The 14899-nt window shown below is 67.2% G+C and carries 14 protein-coding genes and 1 pseudogene; 9 read left to right on the top strand and 6 right to left on the bottom strand.

What is annotated here, in order from left to right; all coding sequences use genetic code 11:
• The first annotated feature begins 53 nt into the window (after nucleotides 1-53).
• The 5 genes from OY559_RS18650 (at nucleotide 54) to OY559_RS18630 (ending at nucleotide 5054) form a co-directional block, all read left to right on the top strand.
• Entirely contained in the window at nucleotides 54-479 is a 426-nt protein-coding gene (locus OY559_RS18650) for a YciI family protein (protein WP_277727787.1), read from the top strand.
• A 10-nt stretch (nucleotides 480-489) separates the two neighbouring features.
• A complete protein-coding gene (locus OY559_RS18645; RefSeq protein ID WP_277727786.1) occupies nucleotides 490-897 on the top strand; it encodes a VOC family protein in 408 nt (135 codons plus the stop codon).
• Nucleotides 898-1004: 107 nt separating this feature from the next.
• Nucleotides 1005-1646 carry a hypothetical protein gene (locus OY559_RS18640; protein ID WP_277727785.1) on the top strand — a complete coding sequence of 214 codons (642 nt, stop codon included), beginning with the start codon at nucleotides 1005-1007 and terminating at the stop codon, nucleotides 1644-1646.
• A gap of 23 nt (nucleotides 1647-1669) precedes the next feature.
• Complete coding sequence (locus OY559_RS18635; protein WP_277727784.1) at nucleotides 1670-3019, top strand: T6SS phospholipase effector Tle1-like catalytic domain-containing protein; 1350 nt, start codon at nucleotides 1670-1672, stop codon at nucleotides 3017-3019.
• A gap of 97 nt (nucleotides 3020-3116) precedes the next feature.
• A complete protein-coding gene (locus OY559_RS18630; RefSeq protein WP_277727783.1) occupies nucleotides 3117-5054 on the top strand; it encodes an alpha/beta hydrolase family protein in 1938 nt (645 codons plus the stop codon).
• 7 nt (nucleotides 5055-5061) lie between these two features.
• Here the strand turns inward: OY559_RS18630 and OY559_RS18625 are convergent, their stop codons facing one another.
• The 4 genes from OY559_RS18625 to OY559_RS18610 form a co-directional block, all read right to left on the bottom strand.
• Nucleotides 5062-5436: a YciI family protein gene (locus tag OY559_RS18625; RefSeq protein ID WP_277727782.1), complete on the bottom strand. Its 375-nt coding sequence runs from the start codon at nucleotides 5434-5436 to the stop codon at nucleotides 5062-5064.
• Between the two features lie 89 nt (nucleotides 5437-5525).
• On the bottom strand, nucleotides 5526-5774 hold the full coding sequence (locus OY559_RS18620; protein WP_142125999.1) for a DUF3297 family protein: 249 nt from the start codon (nucleotides 5772-5774) through the stop codon (nucleotides 5526-5528).
• Nucleotides 5775-5825: 51 nt separating this feature from the next.
• Complete coding sequence (locus OY559_RS18615; protein WP_277727780.1) at nucleotides 5826-6536, bottom strand: DUF6445 family protein; 711 nt, start codon at nucleotides 6534-6536, stop codon at nucleotides 5826-5828.
• 125 nt (nucleotides 6537-6661) lie between these two features.
• A complete protein-coding gene (locus OY559_RS18610) occupies nucleotides 6662-7258 on the bottom strand; it encodes a fasciclin domain-containing protein (protein ID WP_277727779.1) in 597 nt (198 codons plus the stop codon).
• A gap of 174 nt (nucleotides 7259-7432) precedes the next feature.
• On the opposite strand from OY559_RS18610, the gene OY559_RS18605 reads away from it, so the two are divergent.
• Nucleotides 7433-7987 (top strand): DUF6630 family protein, encoded by a 555-nt coding sequence (locus tag OY559_RS18605; RefSeq protein WP_277727778.1) that lies wholly within the window; start codon nucleotides 7433-7435, stop codon nucleotides 7985-7987.
• A 104-nt stretch (nucleotides 7988-8091) separates the two neighbouring features.
• Nucleotides 8092-10566 (top strand): mechanosensitive ion channel family protein, encoded by a 2475-nt coding sequence (locus OY559_RS18600; protein WP_277727777.1) that lies wholly within the window; start codon nucleotides 8092-8094, stop codon nucleotides 10564-10566.
• A 9-nt stretch (nucleotides 10567-10575) separates the two neighbouring features.
• Here the strand turns inward: OY559_RS18600 and motB are convergent.
• Nucleotides 10576-11616 (bottom strand): annotated as a pseudogene (gene motB / locus OY559_RS18595) (flagellar motor protein MotB); the annotation flags it as partial.
• Between the two features lie 9 nt (nucleotides 11617-11625).
• Nucleotides 11626-12480, bottom strand: a complete 855-nt coding sequence (gene motA, locus OY559_RS18590; RefSeq protein WP_277730061.1) for a flagellar motor stator protein MotA — start codon at nucleotides 12478-12480, stop codon at nucleotides 11626-11628.
• A gap of 162 nt (nucleotides 12481-12642) precedes the next feature.
• Between motA and OY559_RS18585 the strand changes: the two genes are divergently transcribed.
• Both OY559_RS18585 and OY559_RS18580 read left to right on the top strand, forming a co-directional pair.
• Nucleotides 12643-13038 carry a BlaI/MecI/CopY family transcriptional regulator gene (locus OY559_RS18585; protein ID WP_277727776.1) on the top strand — a complete coding sequence of 132 codons (396 nt, stop codon included), beginning with the start codon at nucleotides 12643-12645 and terminating at the stop codon, nucleotides 13036-13038.
• Between the two features lies 1 nt (nucleotide 13039).
• On the top strand, nucleotides 13040-14869 hold the full coding sequence (locus tag OY559_RS18580; RefSeq protein WP_277727775.1) for a M56 family metallopeptidase: 1830 nt from the start codon (nucleotides 13040-13042) through the stop codon (nucleotides 14867-14869).
• Nucleotides 14870-14899 lie beyond the last annotated feature (30 nt).

The raw sequence follows: 14899 nt of genomic DNA, 5'->3' as shown, positions 1-14899 counted from the left end.
CGTCGTCTCCCTGAAAGCGGCGGAAGGTCCCGACCGCGTGACAGGAGATCTCAATGAAAGTCATGGTCATCGTGAAGGCCAGCCCCGCGTCCGAAGCCGGTGAAATGCCCGGCACCGAACTGCTGGCCGAGATGGGCAAATTCAACGAAGCGCTGGTGAAGGCCGGCATCATGCTGGCGGGTGAAGGCCTGCATCCGTCCTCGCGGGGCGCGCGGGTGCGCTTCGAGGGCAGGCAGCGCAGCGTCATCGATGGGCCCTTCGGTGAGACGAAGGAGCTGGTCGCGGGCTTCTGGCTCTGGCAGGTACGCAACCTCGACGAAGCGATCGAATGGATCAAGCGCGCACCGTTCGATGGCGGCACCGAGATCGAGTTGCGGCCGGTGTTCGAGGCCGATGACTTCGGGGATGCGCTGACGCCGGAGCTGCGCGAGCAGGAAGCGCGACTCGCCGCACAGATCCCGCCGCAGAACCAACGTTGAGGTCATCGCCATGAGCCACCAGATCTTCGTCAACCTGCCCGTCCGCGACCTGGAAGCCTCTAAGGCGTTCTTCAGGGCGCTGGGCTACGCAAACAACCCGCAGTTCACCGACGAGAACGCGGCCTGCGTCGTCATCAGCGAAAGCATCTACGTCATGCTGCTGGTCGAGCCGTTCTTCCAGGGCTTCACGCGCAAGGCGATCTGCGACTCGCGCACGCACACTGAAGTGATCCTCTGCCTCTCCGCCGAAAGCCGCACCGCCGTCGACAGCATGGTGGACAGGGCGCTCGCCGCTGGCGGCGGCGAACCGATGGAAGCCAAGGATTACGGCTTCATGTACCAGCGCGGCTTCCAGGACCTCGACGGCCACCTGTGGGAAGTCGTGCACATGGACGAAGGTGCGATGCCGGCGGATTGATGTACATGAATGTAGGTGGAGAGGTGCGCTGACTTGAATGTGAAAGCTTGCGCAGGCGACACATCTGAAGTACAGAAGAGCCGACGCATGACGCGAGAGGTGCACGAATGCTGGGCAGGAAGCCAACACGCCATCGACGTTCTTCGGGTCATGCGCCATCGCTGGCGCTGATATCGGCGATGATCATTTCAACCGCAGGATGCCAGGGCATGGCGATGACGCAGGAATCGGGCAACGGAAAGACCGTGGGCAGGATCGACAACACCGTCGCCGACTGGCCATTGACGTTCGTGCAGCACAATTTCGGTGCGCACTGTTTCGACACCATCGGCTGCAGGATCACTTATTCGGGCTTCACCCATGGGGTCGACACAGACGATGAGGTCAGCCCCCCTTTGGCGTCCTATCGGGGGACGCGGGAACAGATCTTGAGCGCGGGACACATTGCGCGGCGGAATTTTCCGCCGCCCGCCCACGTGAGTTGGCGGTCGAAGGATGGGGTGGCGCATGAAGCCGACGTCGATATCGCTGCAATCTTCAGCGACAGGAAGATCGTCCATCAGGTGCCGCGCGAAGACATACGCGAGGACGTTTCGATCACCGATCCCGACATCGTGCTGGAAGTCGAGGACCGCACGATCACGGTATACATGCGTGCGTTCATTCCCACCAAAGCGCTGCAGGTGGCCGGCAATCCCTACAGCGGTCATCGCAACGATCTGGTGCGCGTGTGGAGCAGGACCTACTGAGGCAGTAGTCCAAGGAGAAGGACATGGGCGGAGAACGGCACCCTGACGGCGTCAGCACGATACCGGCGACGGCATCGGACCTAGCGAGCTTTCCACACGCCAGCGAGCAGCTCGCGGGGTTATCCGCGCCCGTTCTCCACGACAGTGGCAGGTCGGACGACCGTCTTTTCATCGCCGCGTTCGACGGCACCGGCAACAGCATGATGAGGGATGCGCCGGAGAATCATACCAACGTCGCGCGGATCGCCAGGCAGATCGAGTCGCTGAGGGATCCCGCCATCGCCCAGGGTTACGTGGAAGGGCCGGGGACGCAGGGAGGGCTGAGCGGTACTTACGATCTCGTCAGCGGGTACACATACGAAGCACGCATGGAGGATATGTATCTTCAGTTCGTGAAGCAGTCGGCTGCCTGGTTGAAGGAGAATCCGGGCGCGGACATCCGCCTCGCCGCCATCGGATTCAGTCGTGGCGCGGAACAGGCGGCCGGTTTCACCCGGTTAGTCGAAGAGCGTGGCATCAAGAATCCCGAGGGCGCGCAGGTGACGCGTGACGGAGACGGTCGCGTCCTGCGCGTCAATTACATTGGCCCACCGTTGCGCGAACCCGGCACCGTCATCCAGGCCGTCGGCCTGTTCGATCCGGTCGGCACGGGTGAACCGCGCGATCACGACCGCCGCCTGCCGCCGTCCGTGGTGTCCGGCTTCCAGATCACGGCCGACGACGAGCGGCGCAACCTGTTCCAATCCACGCGCGTGATGGATCCCGGGGTGACCGATGGCGGGCGCTTCCTCAACGTCACGGTGGCGGGTGCGCACAGCGACATCGGCGGCGGCTACTCCCAGGACGGCATCGGCATACGCAGCGGCAACCTGATGATCGATTACCTCAACGCACTCAGCGACACGCCCTATCTGGAGAAGCGCGAAGAGCCGACCGATCCGGCACGCAACGCCATCCATCGCTCCGAAGAGCACCAGTTCTTCTATCGCACCTCGGTGTACGACAAGGCCGGCGCACGCGGGATGCAGGAGGAACTCGCGCCCGGAACCCTGTGCAGGATCGACTGCCTGGATGCGCAGCCGCGCAACGAAGCGCTGGTGCGCGAACTGGCGTGGCAGCCCGTCGAGATCGGCCCGGTGCCGGGGACCCGTTCGGACACCGCAGTGCCGGCCCGTGCAGGCGACATGGTCGGGTCGTTGCTCGATGCGGCGAAGCGCGGCGATGGTGCGGCGATCGAACGCATCTCGCGCGATGGATTGCAGGGCGAGGCCGGACAGGCGTGGCTGCAGGCGGGCCAGCAGCGGCTGGAGGCCACTTCGCTCGTGCAGGCGCCCGCGATCGAACGGCCGCAGGAGCCGGCGCTGGCGCGTTGAGGTCCGCTTCGCGATGGCGTGACCGCGTGCGCTTGTTCCCCACCGTGCCACTGCGCTTTAATCCGCGTGGGGACACGCGATGCCACGGGAGGCGTCCATGGAGTGGGGAATACGCAGTGCGGGCATCCTGCTGGGATGTCTGCTGGCGCCGCTGGCGCACGCGCAGGTCGAGCTTGAGCCGTTCCTGAAAAAGGACGTGCTGGAGACCCTGAAGATCTCGCCGACGGGCGAGTACTACGCGATGACAGTGCCGCTGGAGGACCAGACCATCCTGGCCGTCATCCGGCGCAGCGACAAGCAGGTCACGTCCAAGGTCAGCGCAGGCCGCGACAGCGTGATCAATGGCGTGTGGTGGGTCAGCGACGAGCGCGTCGTCGTCTCGGTGGCGAAGAAGTACGGCTCGCGCGACCAGCCGTATGCGACCGGCGAGCTGTACGCGACCAACGCCGACGGCAGCGCGCGGCGGCAGATCTTCGCGCGCTACGGGCTGGAGGGCACGGAGCTGCAGCCGCGTGCCGCCTATCTCATCGATACCTTGCCGGATCAGTCGCGCAAAGTGCTGGTGGGCATGTACGCATTGGACACCTCCTCCCCGAGCACGCGCGTGGAGATGCTCGATGTCTTCAGTGGCGATCTCGATACGGTGGCGACAGCGCCCGTGCGGAACGCGCGCTTCGTCGTCGATCCCGCCCGTCGGGTGCGCTTCGCGATCGGATCCGGCGATGACAACATCAGCAAGCTCTACCATCGGGCGGACGATGATTCGCCGTGGACGCTGGTGAACGATGAAGGCAAGAGCGGGCACGTGGAGTGGCCGCTCGGCCTCTCCACCGACGGGCGCACGGCCTACCTGCAGGTACAGCAGGCGCAGGGGCCGGATGCCATCGTGGCGATGGATACCACCAGCGGGGGACGCACCCAGGTGATGCGCGACGCGGTGGTCGATCCGCACGACATTATCTATGCGGATGATGGCCGCACGCCCGTGGGCAGTTTCTTCATGCACGAGAAGCTGCGCACCGCGTTCTTCGACGAGAAATCCACCACCGCGCGGCTGTACCGCAAGCTGGAGCGCTCGTTCCCCGGCGCGTCGATCGAGATCACGTCGGGCACGCGCGACGGCCGGCTGAAGATCGTCCATGCGTGGAGCGATACCAGTCCGGGCGATTTCTTCCTGTTCGATACGACGAACAACTCGGCGGACCTCGTCTTCAGCCGGCGCAGCTGGCTGGACCCCGCCAAGGTCGCACCCAGCGAACTGGTGACGCTGCGGGCGCGCGACGGACTCGCCCTGCATGGCTACCTCACCCGGCCGCGCGGGCAGCACGCCGCACCGCTGCCGATGGTGGTGATGCCGCACGGCGGCCCGTTCGGCGTCTTCGACGGATGGGAGTTCAACGACGAGGCGGAGATGCTGGCGCGTGCGGGCTACGCGGTGCTGCGATTGAACTACCGCGGCTCCGGCAACTACGGCAGTGCGTTCCAGCAGGCCGGCGCGCGGCAGTGGGGGCGCACCATGCAGGACGACGTCACCGACGCCACGCGGTGGGCGATCGAACAGAAGATCGCCGACCCGCAACGCATCTGCCTGTATGGCGCCAGCTACGGCGGTTACGCGGCCCTGATGGGCGCGGCGAAAGAGCCGGACCTCTACCGCTGCGCCGCCGGCTATGTCGGCGTCTACGACCTGGAGCTGATGCACAAGCAGAAGTCCCGCAGCGCGCGCTGGATGGGCACCTACATGGACGACTGGGTGGGTGACGATCGTGCGCGTCTGGTGGACGTCTCACCCACCGCGCTGGCGTCGCGCATCCGGGTGCCGGTCTTCCTGGCGGCGGGCGGCAAGGACGAAATCGCGCCGCAGGCCCACAGCGAACGCATGGAGAAAGCGCTCAAGGCTGCTGGGGTGCCGGTGGAAACCCTGTACGTGCGTACCGAAGGCCACGGCTTCTACGCCGAAGCCAACCAGCGTACCTACTACACGAGGTTGCTGGACTTCCTTTCGCGCCACCTGGGCGGCGCGAAGGCGAAGTAGGCGCGGGTCAGGCGCCCACGCGCCGGCGCACCGCGTCAAAGTCGCGCACCGGCCGCACCTCGATGCTGCCGGTGCCGATCCACGGGAATTCCTGCGCGATCTTCACCGCTTCGTCGATGCTGTCGGCCTCGATGAGGTTGTAGCCGCCCAGGATCTCCTTCGTCTCGGCGAACGGGCCGTCGACGATGCTGGTCTTGCCGTTGCGTACCCGCACCGTGCGCGCGGTGCTGCCGTGTTCAAGCTGCTGCGAATCCACCAGGGTGCCCTGCGCCTTCAGTTCGTCGGCGTGGGTGATGCAGCCATGCATCATCTGGTCGAACGCGCCGGCGGGCAGCGCATCGAGCAACTGGTCATCCGTGTAGACCATCAACAGGAACTTCATGCGCCCTCCCGGCGTGCCATGCAGGCCGGGATTGTGCCACGGTGCGCCGACCGGCGACGTTCATGCCGCGCGTGGCGGCACCGCGGCGTTCATTCGCCGGCGGGCGAACGGAACCATGCTTCCACGGTGCCCTTGACCTTCATCGTCATCGGGTTGCCGCGGCGGTCCTTCGACTTGCCCACGGGCACGCGCACCCAGCCTTCGCTGATGCAGTACTCCTCCACGTTGTCGCGCTCCACGCCGTTGAAGCGGATGCCAACACCACGATCCATCGCCTCTGCGTTGTAGAACGGGCTGCGCGGGTCGGAGGCCAGGTGGTCGGGGGGCGTGTCGGACATGGGAATGCGTCGTGCGGGATGGGAGGCGGAAGGATAACCGAAGCGCGCCGCTCACCAGGCCACGCGGTTGCGGCTGCAGGTGAGCGTGGCCTGCAGGGTCAGCCGCCCGGATCGCGGGTCCGCGCACAGCCGCTCGGGATGCGGGACGGCCGGAGCATGGAACGCCGCACCATCATGGAAGACCAGCCGGTTCCATTTCGCGGGCACGCTGAGCACGCGGGTGAACCAGGCATTCGAACCGTCCGGATACCCCGCTGGCAGGGCGTAACGCCGAGAGAACTCCTCCGGCGGCAGCGCGTCGGCATCGTGTTCCATCTGTTCCACCTGCTGCGGCGAGACGCGGGGCAGGAAAAACTGCAGGCCACCCAGGCCGGGGTCCTGGAAGAGGAACAGTTCGGCCATGGCGATGCACTGGTCCGCCTCGAACGCACGCGTGCGCCCGGGGGTCCAGTGCGCGGGGGCAAGCGTGGCCGGCGGCGACGTCAGCAACGACAGCCGGCCCGCGCTGAACAGCACGCGCCGGGCGCCCATCGTGCGGCGCGCATGCTCGCGGAACACGTCATGCAGCAGATGGATGAATTCTTCCGGCATGCGCAAATGGACGCCGGGAAAGACCGACGCGGGCGCCGGCTGGAAATCCTCGCGGTAGGCCTCTGCATAGGCGGGCAGGCGATCCGGCGCGAGCAACGCATCGTCGACGATCACGCAGGCATGGCCATGGCCGATGGCCAGCTGCTGCACCACGGGACGGGGGTTGAACATGGCACGGCCTCCCCGGCAGGCCGGCGTGCGGACCGGCCCCGCCACGATAGACCCTGGCGGTGGCGGTGACAAAAAACGCCGGGGCGGCCCACCACGACCGCCCCGGCGGTGCTGCCGTCGAGGAATTACGGCATCAGCACCTTGTCGACCACGTGGATCACACCGTTGGTCGCTTTCAGATCGGCGGCCGTGACCTTGGCCGTGTTGCCTTTCGCATCGGTGAGGGTGACGCCGCCGTCGGCCAGCTGCGCCTTCAGTTCGCCGCCTTGCACGGTCTTGAGCGTAGCGGTGCCGCCGCCCGCTTCGATCTGCTGCGTCAGCGTGGCCGCATCCACATTGCCGGCCACCACGTGGTAGGTCAGCACGGCGGTCAGGTCGCCCTTGCTTTCGGGCTTCAACAAGGTGTCGACGGTGCCGGCGGGCAGCGCGTCGAAGGCGGCATTGACGGGGGCGAAGACCGTGAACGGACCCGCGCCCTTCAGCGTATCGACCAGGCCCGCTGCCTGCACTGCGCTCACCAGCGTGGTGTGGTCGGGCGAGCCGATGGCGATATCCACCACATCGTTCTGTTCGGCGGGCATGGCTGCATCGGCCGTCACGTCCGCAGTGGCTTCGGGTACCGGCATCGGCGCGGCACCTGCCTCGGCATCGGCGGTCTTCGGCGAACAAGCCGTGGCGGCGAGGGCGGCCGTCAGGGCGACGGACAGGAAGGTGTACTTCATGGTGTGCTCCAGGAGTGGGAAGAGGTGTCCCGCGCTGCGGACACGCAGTTCCTTACGACGCGCTCACCCGACTGGATGCATCACGCGGCCTTAATGTCCTGCAGGACGCGGCATGGCTTCCCCGGGCGCTGCCGGCGCGGCATGCTGTGCACCCGCCTCCTCCCTGCGACGCCGATGTCATCGCCCGACCACGAATTCGACCCCGACGACAACTTCCGCCATGCCTTCGATGACGAGGACGACATGGACCTGGACGACACCGAAGCACTGGTGTGGAACCTGCTGGTCCTGATCAACCCGGGCGACGAAGAAACCGCATTGCGACAGTTCGCGGCCTACCGCGAAGCGGGCGGCGACGAAGGCGTCGAACCCGACCAGGTGGTGTGGACGCTGAAGGACGCCATCGACTGGACCTCCGGTTTCTACGTGGACTGGAAAGACGCGGAGTCCTTCATCGACTGCGTCAACCAGCTCGCCGCGCGTTACGCCATCGAGATCGACTGGGGCGGCGATACCAGCGATGAGGACTTCCTGGACGATACCGACGTGCCCGCACTCATGGCCATCGCCCACGACCGCCTGCGGGAACACGGCTACACCCTGTGGAACTGGAACACCGGCGGGGATGCGTATGCGGGCTGGATGGCACTGCGCCGCGACGACGAAGGCATGCAGCAGCTGGCCGCGGTGATGGGCGTCGAGATACGACCGGGCAGCGACGCCTTCTGATCCATGGTTGTCCATGGTCCCCGCAGTACCCGGGTTAGACTGCGTCGTTGCCGGCTGTCGGACCGGTTCCCCTTGAAGCGAATGCCATGTTGCCTGGAGCGATCATGCCCGTGATGCGCCTCTTGCTGGCCTGCTTGTTCTACCTGCTGCCGGCACTCGTGCTGGCGCAGGATGCAACCACGTTGCTGACACCTGCCAAGCCCAAGGCGCCGGAGGCCATCGCACTGGCCGATATCCCGGGGCGCGCCGATGCCGACGAACGTTACGCGGAAGAGGTGGCGCTGCGTGCAGCCAACGCGGACTCCTCGGGCAGGCTGGTGCCACGGTTGGCGACGATCGAGCAATCCGTGGACCAGAAGGCGCGCCTGTTCCGTTACGGCGAGCTGCGCACCCTGCCGGTGGTGCGGCTGGAAAGCATGGAGCGCCACTGGAAGTTCGATGCACGGCAATACGCGCGCTGGCGCGCCGACATGCAGGCGCTGGTCGGGCCCTACGCGCAGGATGCCGCGGAACTCGCCCTGCGCCGCGCGGACTGGGACCTCACGCGCGAGGCGATGACGTCCGGGAGCACGCCTGAAGCCCTGCGCCTGCGCGTCGACGCGGTCGCCGCCCGCCTGCAGCAGGCCGAACAGGCGCTTTCATCGCCGCTCGCCGAACAGATCGGACTCGGCCGTCGCGCCAATCTGCTTGCTGCGCGCATCCAGTCCGGGCAGCGGTCGGTGGAAGAGGCCATTGCGTATTCCGACCGTCGGCTGCTGCGGCTGGATGCGCCTCCGTTGTGGCGCGTGCACGGCACCACGACGCTGCGCCAGGACGTGACGGACAAGCTCACGCGCGAGCTCCAGTCGGAAAACAGCTTCGTCGCCCAGTACGCGGCGGCGGACGTGGGCAACCAGCGGCTGCTGCACATACTGCAGGTGCTGTTGCTGGTCGTGCTGCTGTGGGTGGCGTGGCGCCATCGGCGCAGCGGGATGGACCCGACCGCAACGGTAGCGACCGATGCCGAGTCGCGCGTGATCCGCCGGCCATTCTCCACCTGGCTGCTGCTCTCGATGATCGGCACGCTGCTGCTGGAGCCTAACGCCCCGATGTTCCTGCACCAGATCGCCATGCTCGTCGCCCTGGTGCCGGTGCTGCGCCTGATGCCGCAGCAGGGACGCCGCCTGCTCGGCCCATGGCCGTATCTGGCCACCGGGTTCTATCTGTTGCAGCGGCTGGCCGTGCTGCTGATGGCCAGCGACTATCTCTACCGCATGTACTACCTGGCGCTGGCGGCATTGGCGCTGGTGGCGACGGGATGGCTGCTGTGGCGTTCCCGCAGGCAGCAGTTCGCGGGGGTGGCGGGACCGGCGGGCAGGCTGGTGCATGCGCTGGCCTGGGTTGGCGTGGTGGTGCTGGTCGTATCGATCGGCGCCAACGTGCTGGGCAATGTGTCGCTGGCGGAAATGCTGGCTTCGGGAATCATCGAGAGTGGCTACTTCGCCCTGGTGCTGTACGCGGCGGTCACGGTGTTCGAGACCTTGCTGCGCCGGCTGGGCACGCGCCGCGAGGTCAGGCGCCTGTGGCTGATGCGCCGGCATGGCGGCAACGTGCTGGAATCGCTGGCAAGGTGGGCGCGCGTGGCGGCGGTGATCGGCTGGATCGTCTACACGATGAACCGCTTCCGCATCTTCCGGCCGGTATACGACGTCACGAAGGCGATCGTGACGCACCGGTTCGAGTACGGCGAGCTGTCGATCAGCCTCGGCCACATCCTCGTGTTCTGCATCGGCGTGGTGCTGGCGGTCTGGACCGCGAAGACGCTGCGCGCCCTGCTGCGGGAAGAAGTGCTGCCGCGCATGTCGTTGCCGCGCGGGGTGGATAACAGCGTGGCTTCGCTGAGCTACTACGCGCTGCTGCTGCTCGGCCTGCTGGCGGCGCTCTCGGCGGCCGGTTTCAAGCTGGGCCAGCTGGCGTTCCTGTTCGGCGCGCTCGGCGTGGGCATCGGCCTGGGCCTGCAGGACGTGGTGAAGAACTTCGTCTCCGGCCTGATCCTGATGTTCGAGCGCCCGGTACAGCCGGGCGACGTGGTGGACATCAGCGGCACGGCGGGCCGGGTGCGCAACATCGGCATGCGCGCGACCACGGTGCGCACCTTCGATGGGGCCGACGTGGTGGTGCCCAACGGCATGCTGCTGTCCGACAAGCTCACCAACTGGACATTGAACGATCCCACCCGCCGGATCGACATCGACCTGGGCGTCGCCTATGGAACGGATGTCACGCGGGTGATGCAGCTGTTGCAGGAAACCACGCGCGCGACGCAGGGCATCGCGGACGATCCCGCCCCGGCCGTGCTGTTCACCGGATTCGGTGCCAGTTCGCTGGATTTCGCGATCCGGGCATGGACGCACGACTTCGACAACTGGTCGGCCCTCCGCAGCGAGTTGATGACCCGGCTGCATGCGGCGCTGGATGCGGCCGGCATCGAGATTCCCTTCCCGCAGCAGGACCTGCACCTGCGCACGGTGGCGGATGACGTGCTGCAGTCGCTGCACTCCCCGCGCGCGCCGGAACCGGGTGGCCACGAAGCCGGCTGAGCGCGGTCAGGGATGCGCGGATGCGCTCCGTACAGGCACTGCGGCCGTCGAAGGCGTGGACGCGACGGCGACGGACGTTGCAGGCGAAGGGGCGTGTGGAGAGGTGATGCTGGCCGTGGCTTCCGGCATCGCGGTATCGGCATCCGGCAAAGGGGAGCCGGGTGTCAGCATTCCGCCGCCGCCCTGCATCGCCTCTTCCGCTGCCTTTGTCATCACCACGATGCTGATGCGGCGATTGATCGGGTTCTGCGGATCCTGCTTGTCGAAAAGCACCGACGACGACAGGCCCACCACGCGCGAGACCTTGTCCTCGTGCATGCCACCGGCCACCAGCGCGCGTCGCGCCGCATTGGCACGCTCGGCGCTGAGCTCCCAGTTGGTGTAGCCGCGATTTGACGCGTACTGCGTGGTGTCGGTGTGGCCGGTGATGCTGACGCGGTTGGGAACCTGGTTGATGAAGCCCGCCAGTTCGCCCAGGATCGTCTGCGTGTAGGACTTCAGCGTGGTGCCGCCGAGGTCGAACATCGGCCGGTTCTGCTGGTCGACGATCTGGATGCGCAGCCCTTCCGGCGTCAGATCGAGCAGCAACTGGTCCTTGAACGGCTCCAGCGCCTGGCTCTTGCCGATGGCTTCCTCCAGCGCCTGCATCAGCGTCTCCAGGCGCTTCTGTTCCTGTGCCTTCTGCTGTGCCTCGACCTCCGCTTTCTGCGCATCGGCCGAAGGCTTGCTGAAAGGATCGTTGGCGTCGCCACGCGGTATGTCCATCGTGCCGCCCAGCTTGATCATCGAATTGCTGGCGCCACCGGGACCGGCGGGGCCGGGCGCGGGCGAGAAGCTCTTGCCGCTCAGCGGACTCGGGTTGCGGAAGTACTCGGAGATCGCCGCGCGTTCCTTGTTGGTGGTGGCACCCATCAGCCACATCACCAGGAAGAACGCCATCATCGCGGTCACGAAATCCGCGTAGGCGACTTTCCACGAGCCGCCGTGATGGCCGCCGCCGGCGACCTTCTTGACCCGGCGTACGATGATGGTGGGGCGCTGCTCGCTCATCGTCGCGGCTTACTTGTTGGCCTTGAGGTGCGCTTCGAACTGGACGAACGGCGGGCGCACGTCGGAGGGCAGCGTCTTGCGGGCGAACTCCAGCGCCACCGCCGGGTTGTAGCCGCGCAGGCAGGCGAGCAGGGCGGTCTTCACCGATTCGTACATGCGGCTGTCCTGCTCGACCTGCGCCTCGATGGCGGCGGCCAGCGGCGAGACGAAGCCGTAGGCCAGCAGGATGCCGAGGAACGTGCCGACCAGCGCCGCGGCGACATGCGCGCCCACCGCAGCGATGTCGCCGCCGATCGAGCCCATCGTCACGATGATGCCCAGCACCGCCGCCACGATACCGAAGCCGGGGAGGCCGTCGGACACTTTCTGCAGCGCGTGCGCCGGTGCCATCGCTTCGTGGTGGTGCTTCTCCAGTTCCAGTTCGAGCAGCGGTTCCAGTTCGTGCGGCTCGATGTTGCTGCCGACCATCAGGCGCAGGCATTCGGTCAGGAAGTCGAGCAGGTGGTGGTCGGCGAGGATCTTCGGATACTTCTGGAACAGCGGGCTGTTGGTCGGATTCTCGATGTGCTCTTCCAGCGACATGAAGCCGTCGCGGCGCGCCTTGTTGAGCATCTCGTGGATCAGCGTCAGCACGTCCAGGTAGTCGGCCGACTTGTACTTCGCGCCCTTGAACACCGACAGCGAGGCGGCCAGCGTGCCCTTGACCACCTTGGTCGGGTTGCTGGCCATGAAAGCGCCCAGTGCCGCGCCGCCGATGATGACCAGCTCGAATGGCTGCCACAGCGCGCCCAGCTTGCCGTGCGAGCCGAGGTAGCCGCCGATCACGCTCAGGGTGACGATGATGAAGCCGACGATGATCAGCATGGCGAGCGCACACACGGTGGGGTTGTCCAAGGATCGGCCTGACCACCGGTTTCTTGAGCCGCGACCGCCCGTCGGCCGATGCGCGGGAATGACCTTCGGCAGGGTTGACTACAGTTGTCGTCACGGGCATGTTGACGACAACTGTAGTCACAAGGCGATCCCATGCCCGGCAAGGCCCGCAAGTCCATCGGCGACCAGGAACTGGCGCTGCTGCAACACCTGTCCGACCACGGCGAGGCCAGCGTGGGCGAAGTGGCGGCCGCGTTCGGCGAAGCCCGCGGTCTGGCCCGCTCCACGGTGCTCACGATGATGGAGCGCCTGCGCGCCAAGGCCTACCTGCGGCGCCGCCAGGTGGAGGGCGTGTACCGGTACGCGCCGGTCGCGCAGTCCAATGAAGTGATGCGGCATGCGGTCGGCAGTTTCGTCGAGAAGACGCTGCAGGGCTCGCTGTCGCCGTGGGTGGCGTGGATGTCCCAACGCACCGAGGTGAGCGACGACGAACTGGCGGAGCTGGAAGCGATGGTCGCCAGCCTGCAATCCCGGCGTAAGGAGGGCTGACATGGATCTCGTCGCTTTGGCGGACAACCTGCTTTCCCGCTTGCTCGGCGTCGGCATGCAGTCGCTGTTGCTCGCAGCCCTGGTCTGGGCGCTGTGCCGCTACCTGCCGCGCCTGGATGCGCGCACGCGGGCCTGGCTATGGTGGCTGGTGGCCGCGCAGATGGTGGTCGGACTGGTGTGGCACGCTCCCGTCGCACTGCCGTTGTTGCCGGCGGAGCCCGCCACGGCGCAGGTGGCGATGGTCGCGTCTGGGGAGGCCTTACCTGCGTTCGCCGCGGCGGGCGCGACGGAGCCCGTCGTGCCTTCGGCGGCGTTCGCGCAGGAGGCATCCCTCGATGCCGGCGTGCTGTTGCTGATCGCATGGCTGGCCGGCGTGGCGGTGATGCTGGCCAACACGGTGCGCCAGGCGTGGCAACTGCGGCGGCAGATCGCGCGCGCTCGGCCGTGCCGGGATCGCCAGGCGCGCGAGGAATACCACGCGCTGGGTCGCCATCTCGGCATCCGGGCCTTGCCGGTGTTGCAGGTCAGCGACGACATCGATTCGCCGCAACTCGCGCGGCCGTGGCGACCGGTCCTGATGCTGCCTGCCGCCGCGTTGGCCCGCATGAATGCTGACGACCTGCGCATGTCGCTGCATCACGAACTGGCCCATCTGCAGCGTCGCGACCTGTGGTGGGCGTGGATGCCGGCACTGGCGCAGCACCTGTTCTTCTTCCACCCCGTCGCCCACTTCGCGGCACGCGAATACAGCCTGGCGCGTGAAGTCGCCTGCGATGCCGCCGTGCTCGCGGACGAGCGCCACGCTCCCCGCGATTACGGGCGCCTGCTGGTGAAGCTGGGCGTTTCCACCGCTCCCTCGCCGGCGTTGGCCGGCGCCTCCCCCACATTCCGCATCCTCAAGAGGAGACTGCTCATGCTGCAGCACACTGCTTCCCCCCTGCGCACCAGCGCCCTGGCCGTCACCGTCGGCATCGTGCTGCTGGGCGTGGTGCCCTATCGCGTGATCGCCAGCAGCACCCCGGTCACGCCGGTGGCCACCGCAGTGCCGGTGGCAGCGACGCCCGTCGCGGCACCCGTGATCGCCGCGCAGGCCGATCCGGTAGCCGCGCCGACGCCCGTGGCTGCCCCGCGTGCCGTCGTGGTCGCGGCAGCGGGCGACATGCCGGCACCGCCGGCACCCCCTGCGGCGCCCCGCGTGCGCGCACCGGCGGCGCCCACTCCGCCCGCACCGCCCCCGATGCGTGGCACATGGAGCATCGGCGGCGCACGCGATGGCGACGCCTACGTGCTGATCCAGGACAACGAGGTGACCATGGCCGGGCACAGCGACGACATCCGCATCGCCAGGACATTGCAGCAGGGCAAGGCGCCGGTGTTGTGGATACGCGAGGACGGCAAGCAATACATCCTGCGCGATGCCGCCACCGTGCAGCGCGTGAAGGCCGCGCATGCGCCGGTCGAGGCGTTGGGTGCACAACAGGGCAAGCTCGGCGAACAGCAGGGTGCGCTCGGCGAGCGCCAGGGGGACCTGGGCGTGAAGCAGGGCGAACTGGGGGTGAAGATGGCCGCCATCGCCACCGAACGCGCGTCGGCTGCGCTGCAGGGCAGCCGTGCCAGCGATGCGGAGATCGACCGCCGCCTGGACGCGCTCGCACAGGAGCAGGAAGCGCTGGCGCGCCAGCAGGAAGTCCTTTCGCGGCAGCAGGAGCCGCTCGCACGGCAGCAGGAAGCGCTGAGCCGCAGGCAGGTGGCCGCCACGGAACAGATGCAGCGTGAAGTGAAGCGCCTGTTGGACGACGCCATCCGCAGCGGCAAGGCGCAACAGCTCTGACGCAGATCGCGGGGCCGGGCTTCTCCGGCG

Source organism: Pseudoxanthomonas sp. SE1, assembly GCF_029542205.1.
Lineage (GTDB): Bacteria > Pseudomonadota > Gammaproteobacteria > Xanthomonadales > Xanthomonadaceae > Pseudoxanthomonas_A.
This window is presented reverse-complemented; position numbering and strand designations above follow the sequence as displayed.

What these genes read in the sequence shown, in the direction of transcription:
- OY559_RS18650 (WP_277727787.1), top strand. Translation starts at nt 54, where the DNA reads ATGAAAGTCATGGTCATCGTGAAGGCCAGCCCCGCGTCCGAAGCCGGT.
- OY559_RS18645 (WP_277727786.1), top strand. Translation starts at nt 490, where the DNA reads ATGAGCCACCAGATCTTCGTCAACCTGCCCGTCCGCGACCTGGAAGCC.
- OY559_RS18640 (WP_277727785.1), top strand. Translation starts at nt 1,005, where the DNA reads ATGCTGGGCAGGAAGCCAACACGCCATCGACGTTCTTCGGGTCATGCG.
- OY559_RS18635 (WP_277727784.1), top strand. Translation starts at nt 1,670, where the DNA reads ATGGGCGGAGAACGGCACCCTGACGGCGTCAGCACGATACCGGCGACG.
- OY559_RS18630 (WP_277727783.1), top strand. Translation starts at nt 3,117, where the DNA reads ATGGAGTGGGGAATACGCAGTGCGGGCATCCTGCTGGGATGTCTGCTG.
- OY559_RS18625 (WP_277727782.1), bottom strand. Translation starts at nt 5,436, where the DNA reads ATGAAGTTCCTGTTGATGGTCTACACGGATGACCAGTTGCTCGATGCG.
- OY559_RS18620 (WP_142125999.1), bottom strand. Translation starts at nt 5,774, where the DNA reads ATGTCCGACACGCCCCCCGACCACCTGGCCTCCGACCCGCGCAGCCCG.
- OY559_RS18615 (WP_277727780.1), bottom strand. Translation starts at nt 6,536, where the DNA reads ATGTTCAACCCCCGTCCCGTGGTGCAGCAGCTGGCCATCGGCCATGGC.
- OY559_RS18610 (WP_277727779.1), bottom strand. Translation starts at nt 7,258, where the DNA reads ATGAAGTACACCTTCCTGTCCGTCGCCCTGACGGCCGCCCTCGCCGCC.
- OY559_RS18605 (WP_277727778.1), top strand. Translation starts at nt 7,433, where the DNA reads ATGTCATCGCCCGACCACGAATTCGACCCCGACGACAACTTCCGCCAT.
- OY559_RS18600 (WP_277727777.1), top strand. Translation starts at nt 8,092, where the DNA reads ATGCCCGTGATGCGCCTCTTGCTGGCCTGCTTGTTCTACCTGCTGCCG.
- motA (WP_277730061.1), bottom strand. Translation starts at nt 12,480, where the DNA reads ATGCTGATCATCGTCGGCTTCATCATCGTCACCCTGAGCGTGATCGGC.
- OY559_RS18585 (WP_277727776.1), top strand. Translation starts at nt 12,643, where the DNA reads ATGCCCGGCAAGGCCCGCAAGTCCATCGGCGACCAGGAACTGGCGCTG.
- OY559_RS18580 (WP_277727775.1), top strand. Translation starts at nt 13,040, where the DNA reads ATGGATCTCGTCGCTTTGGCGGACAACCTGCTTTCCCGCTTGCTCGGC.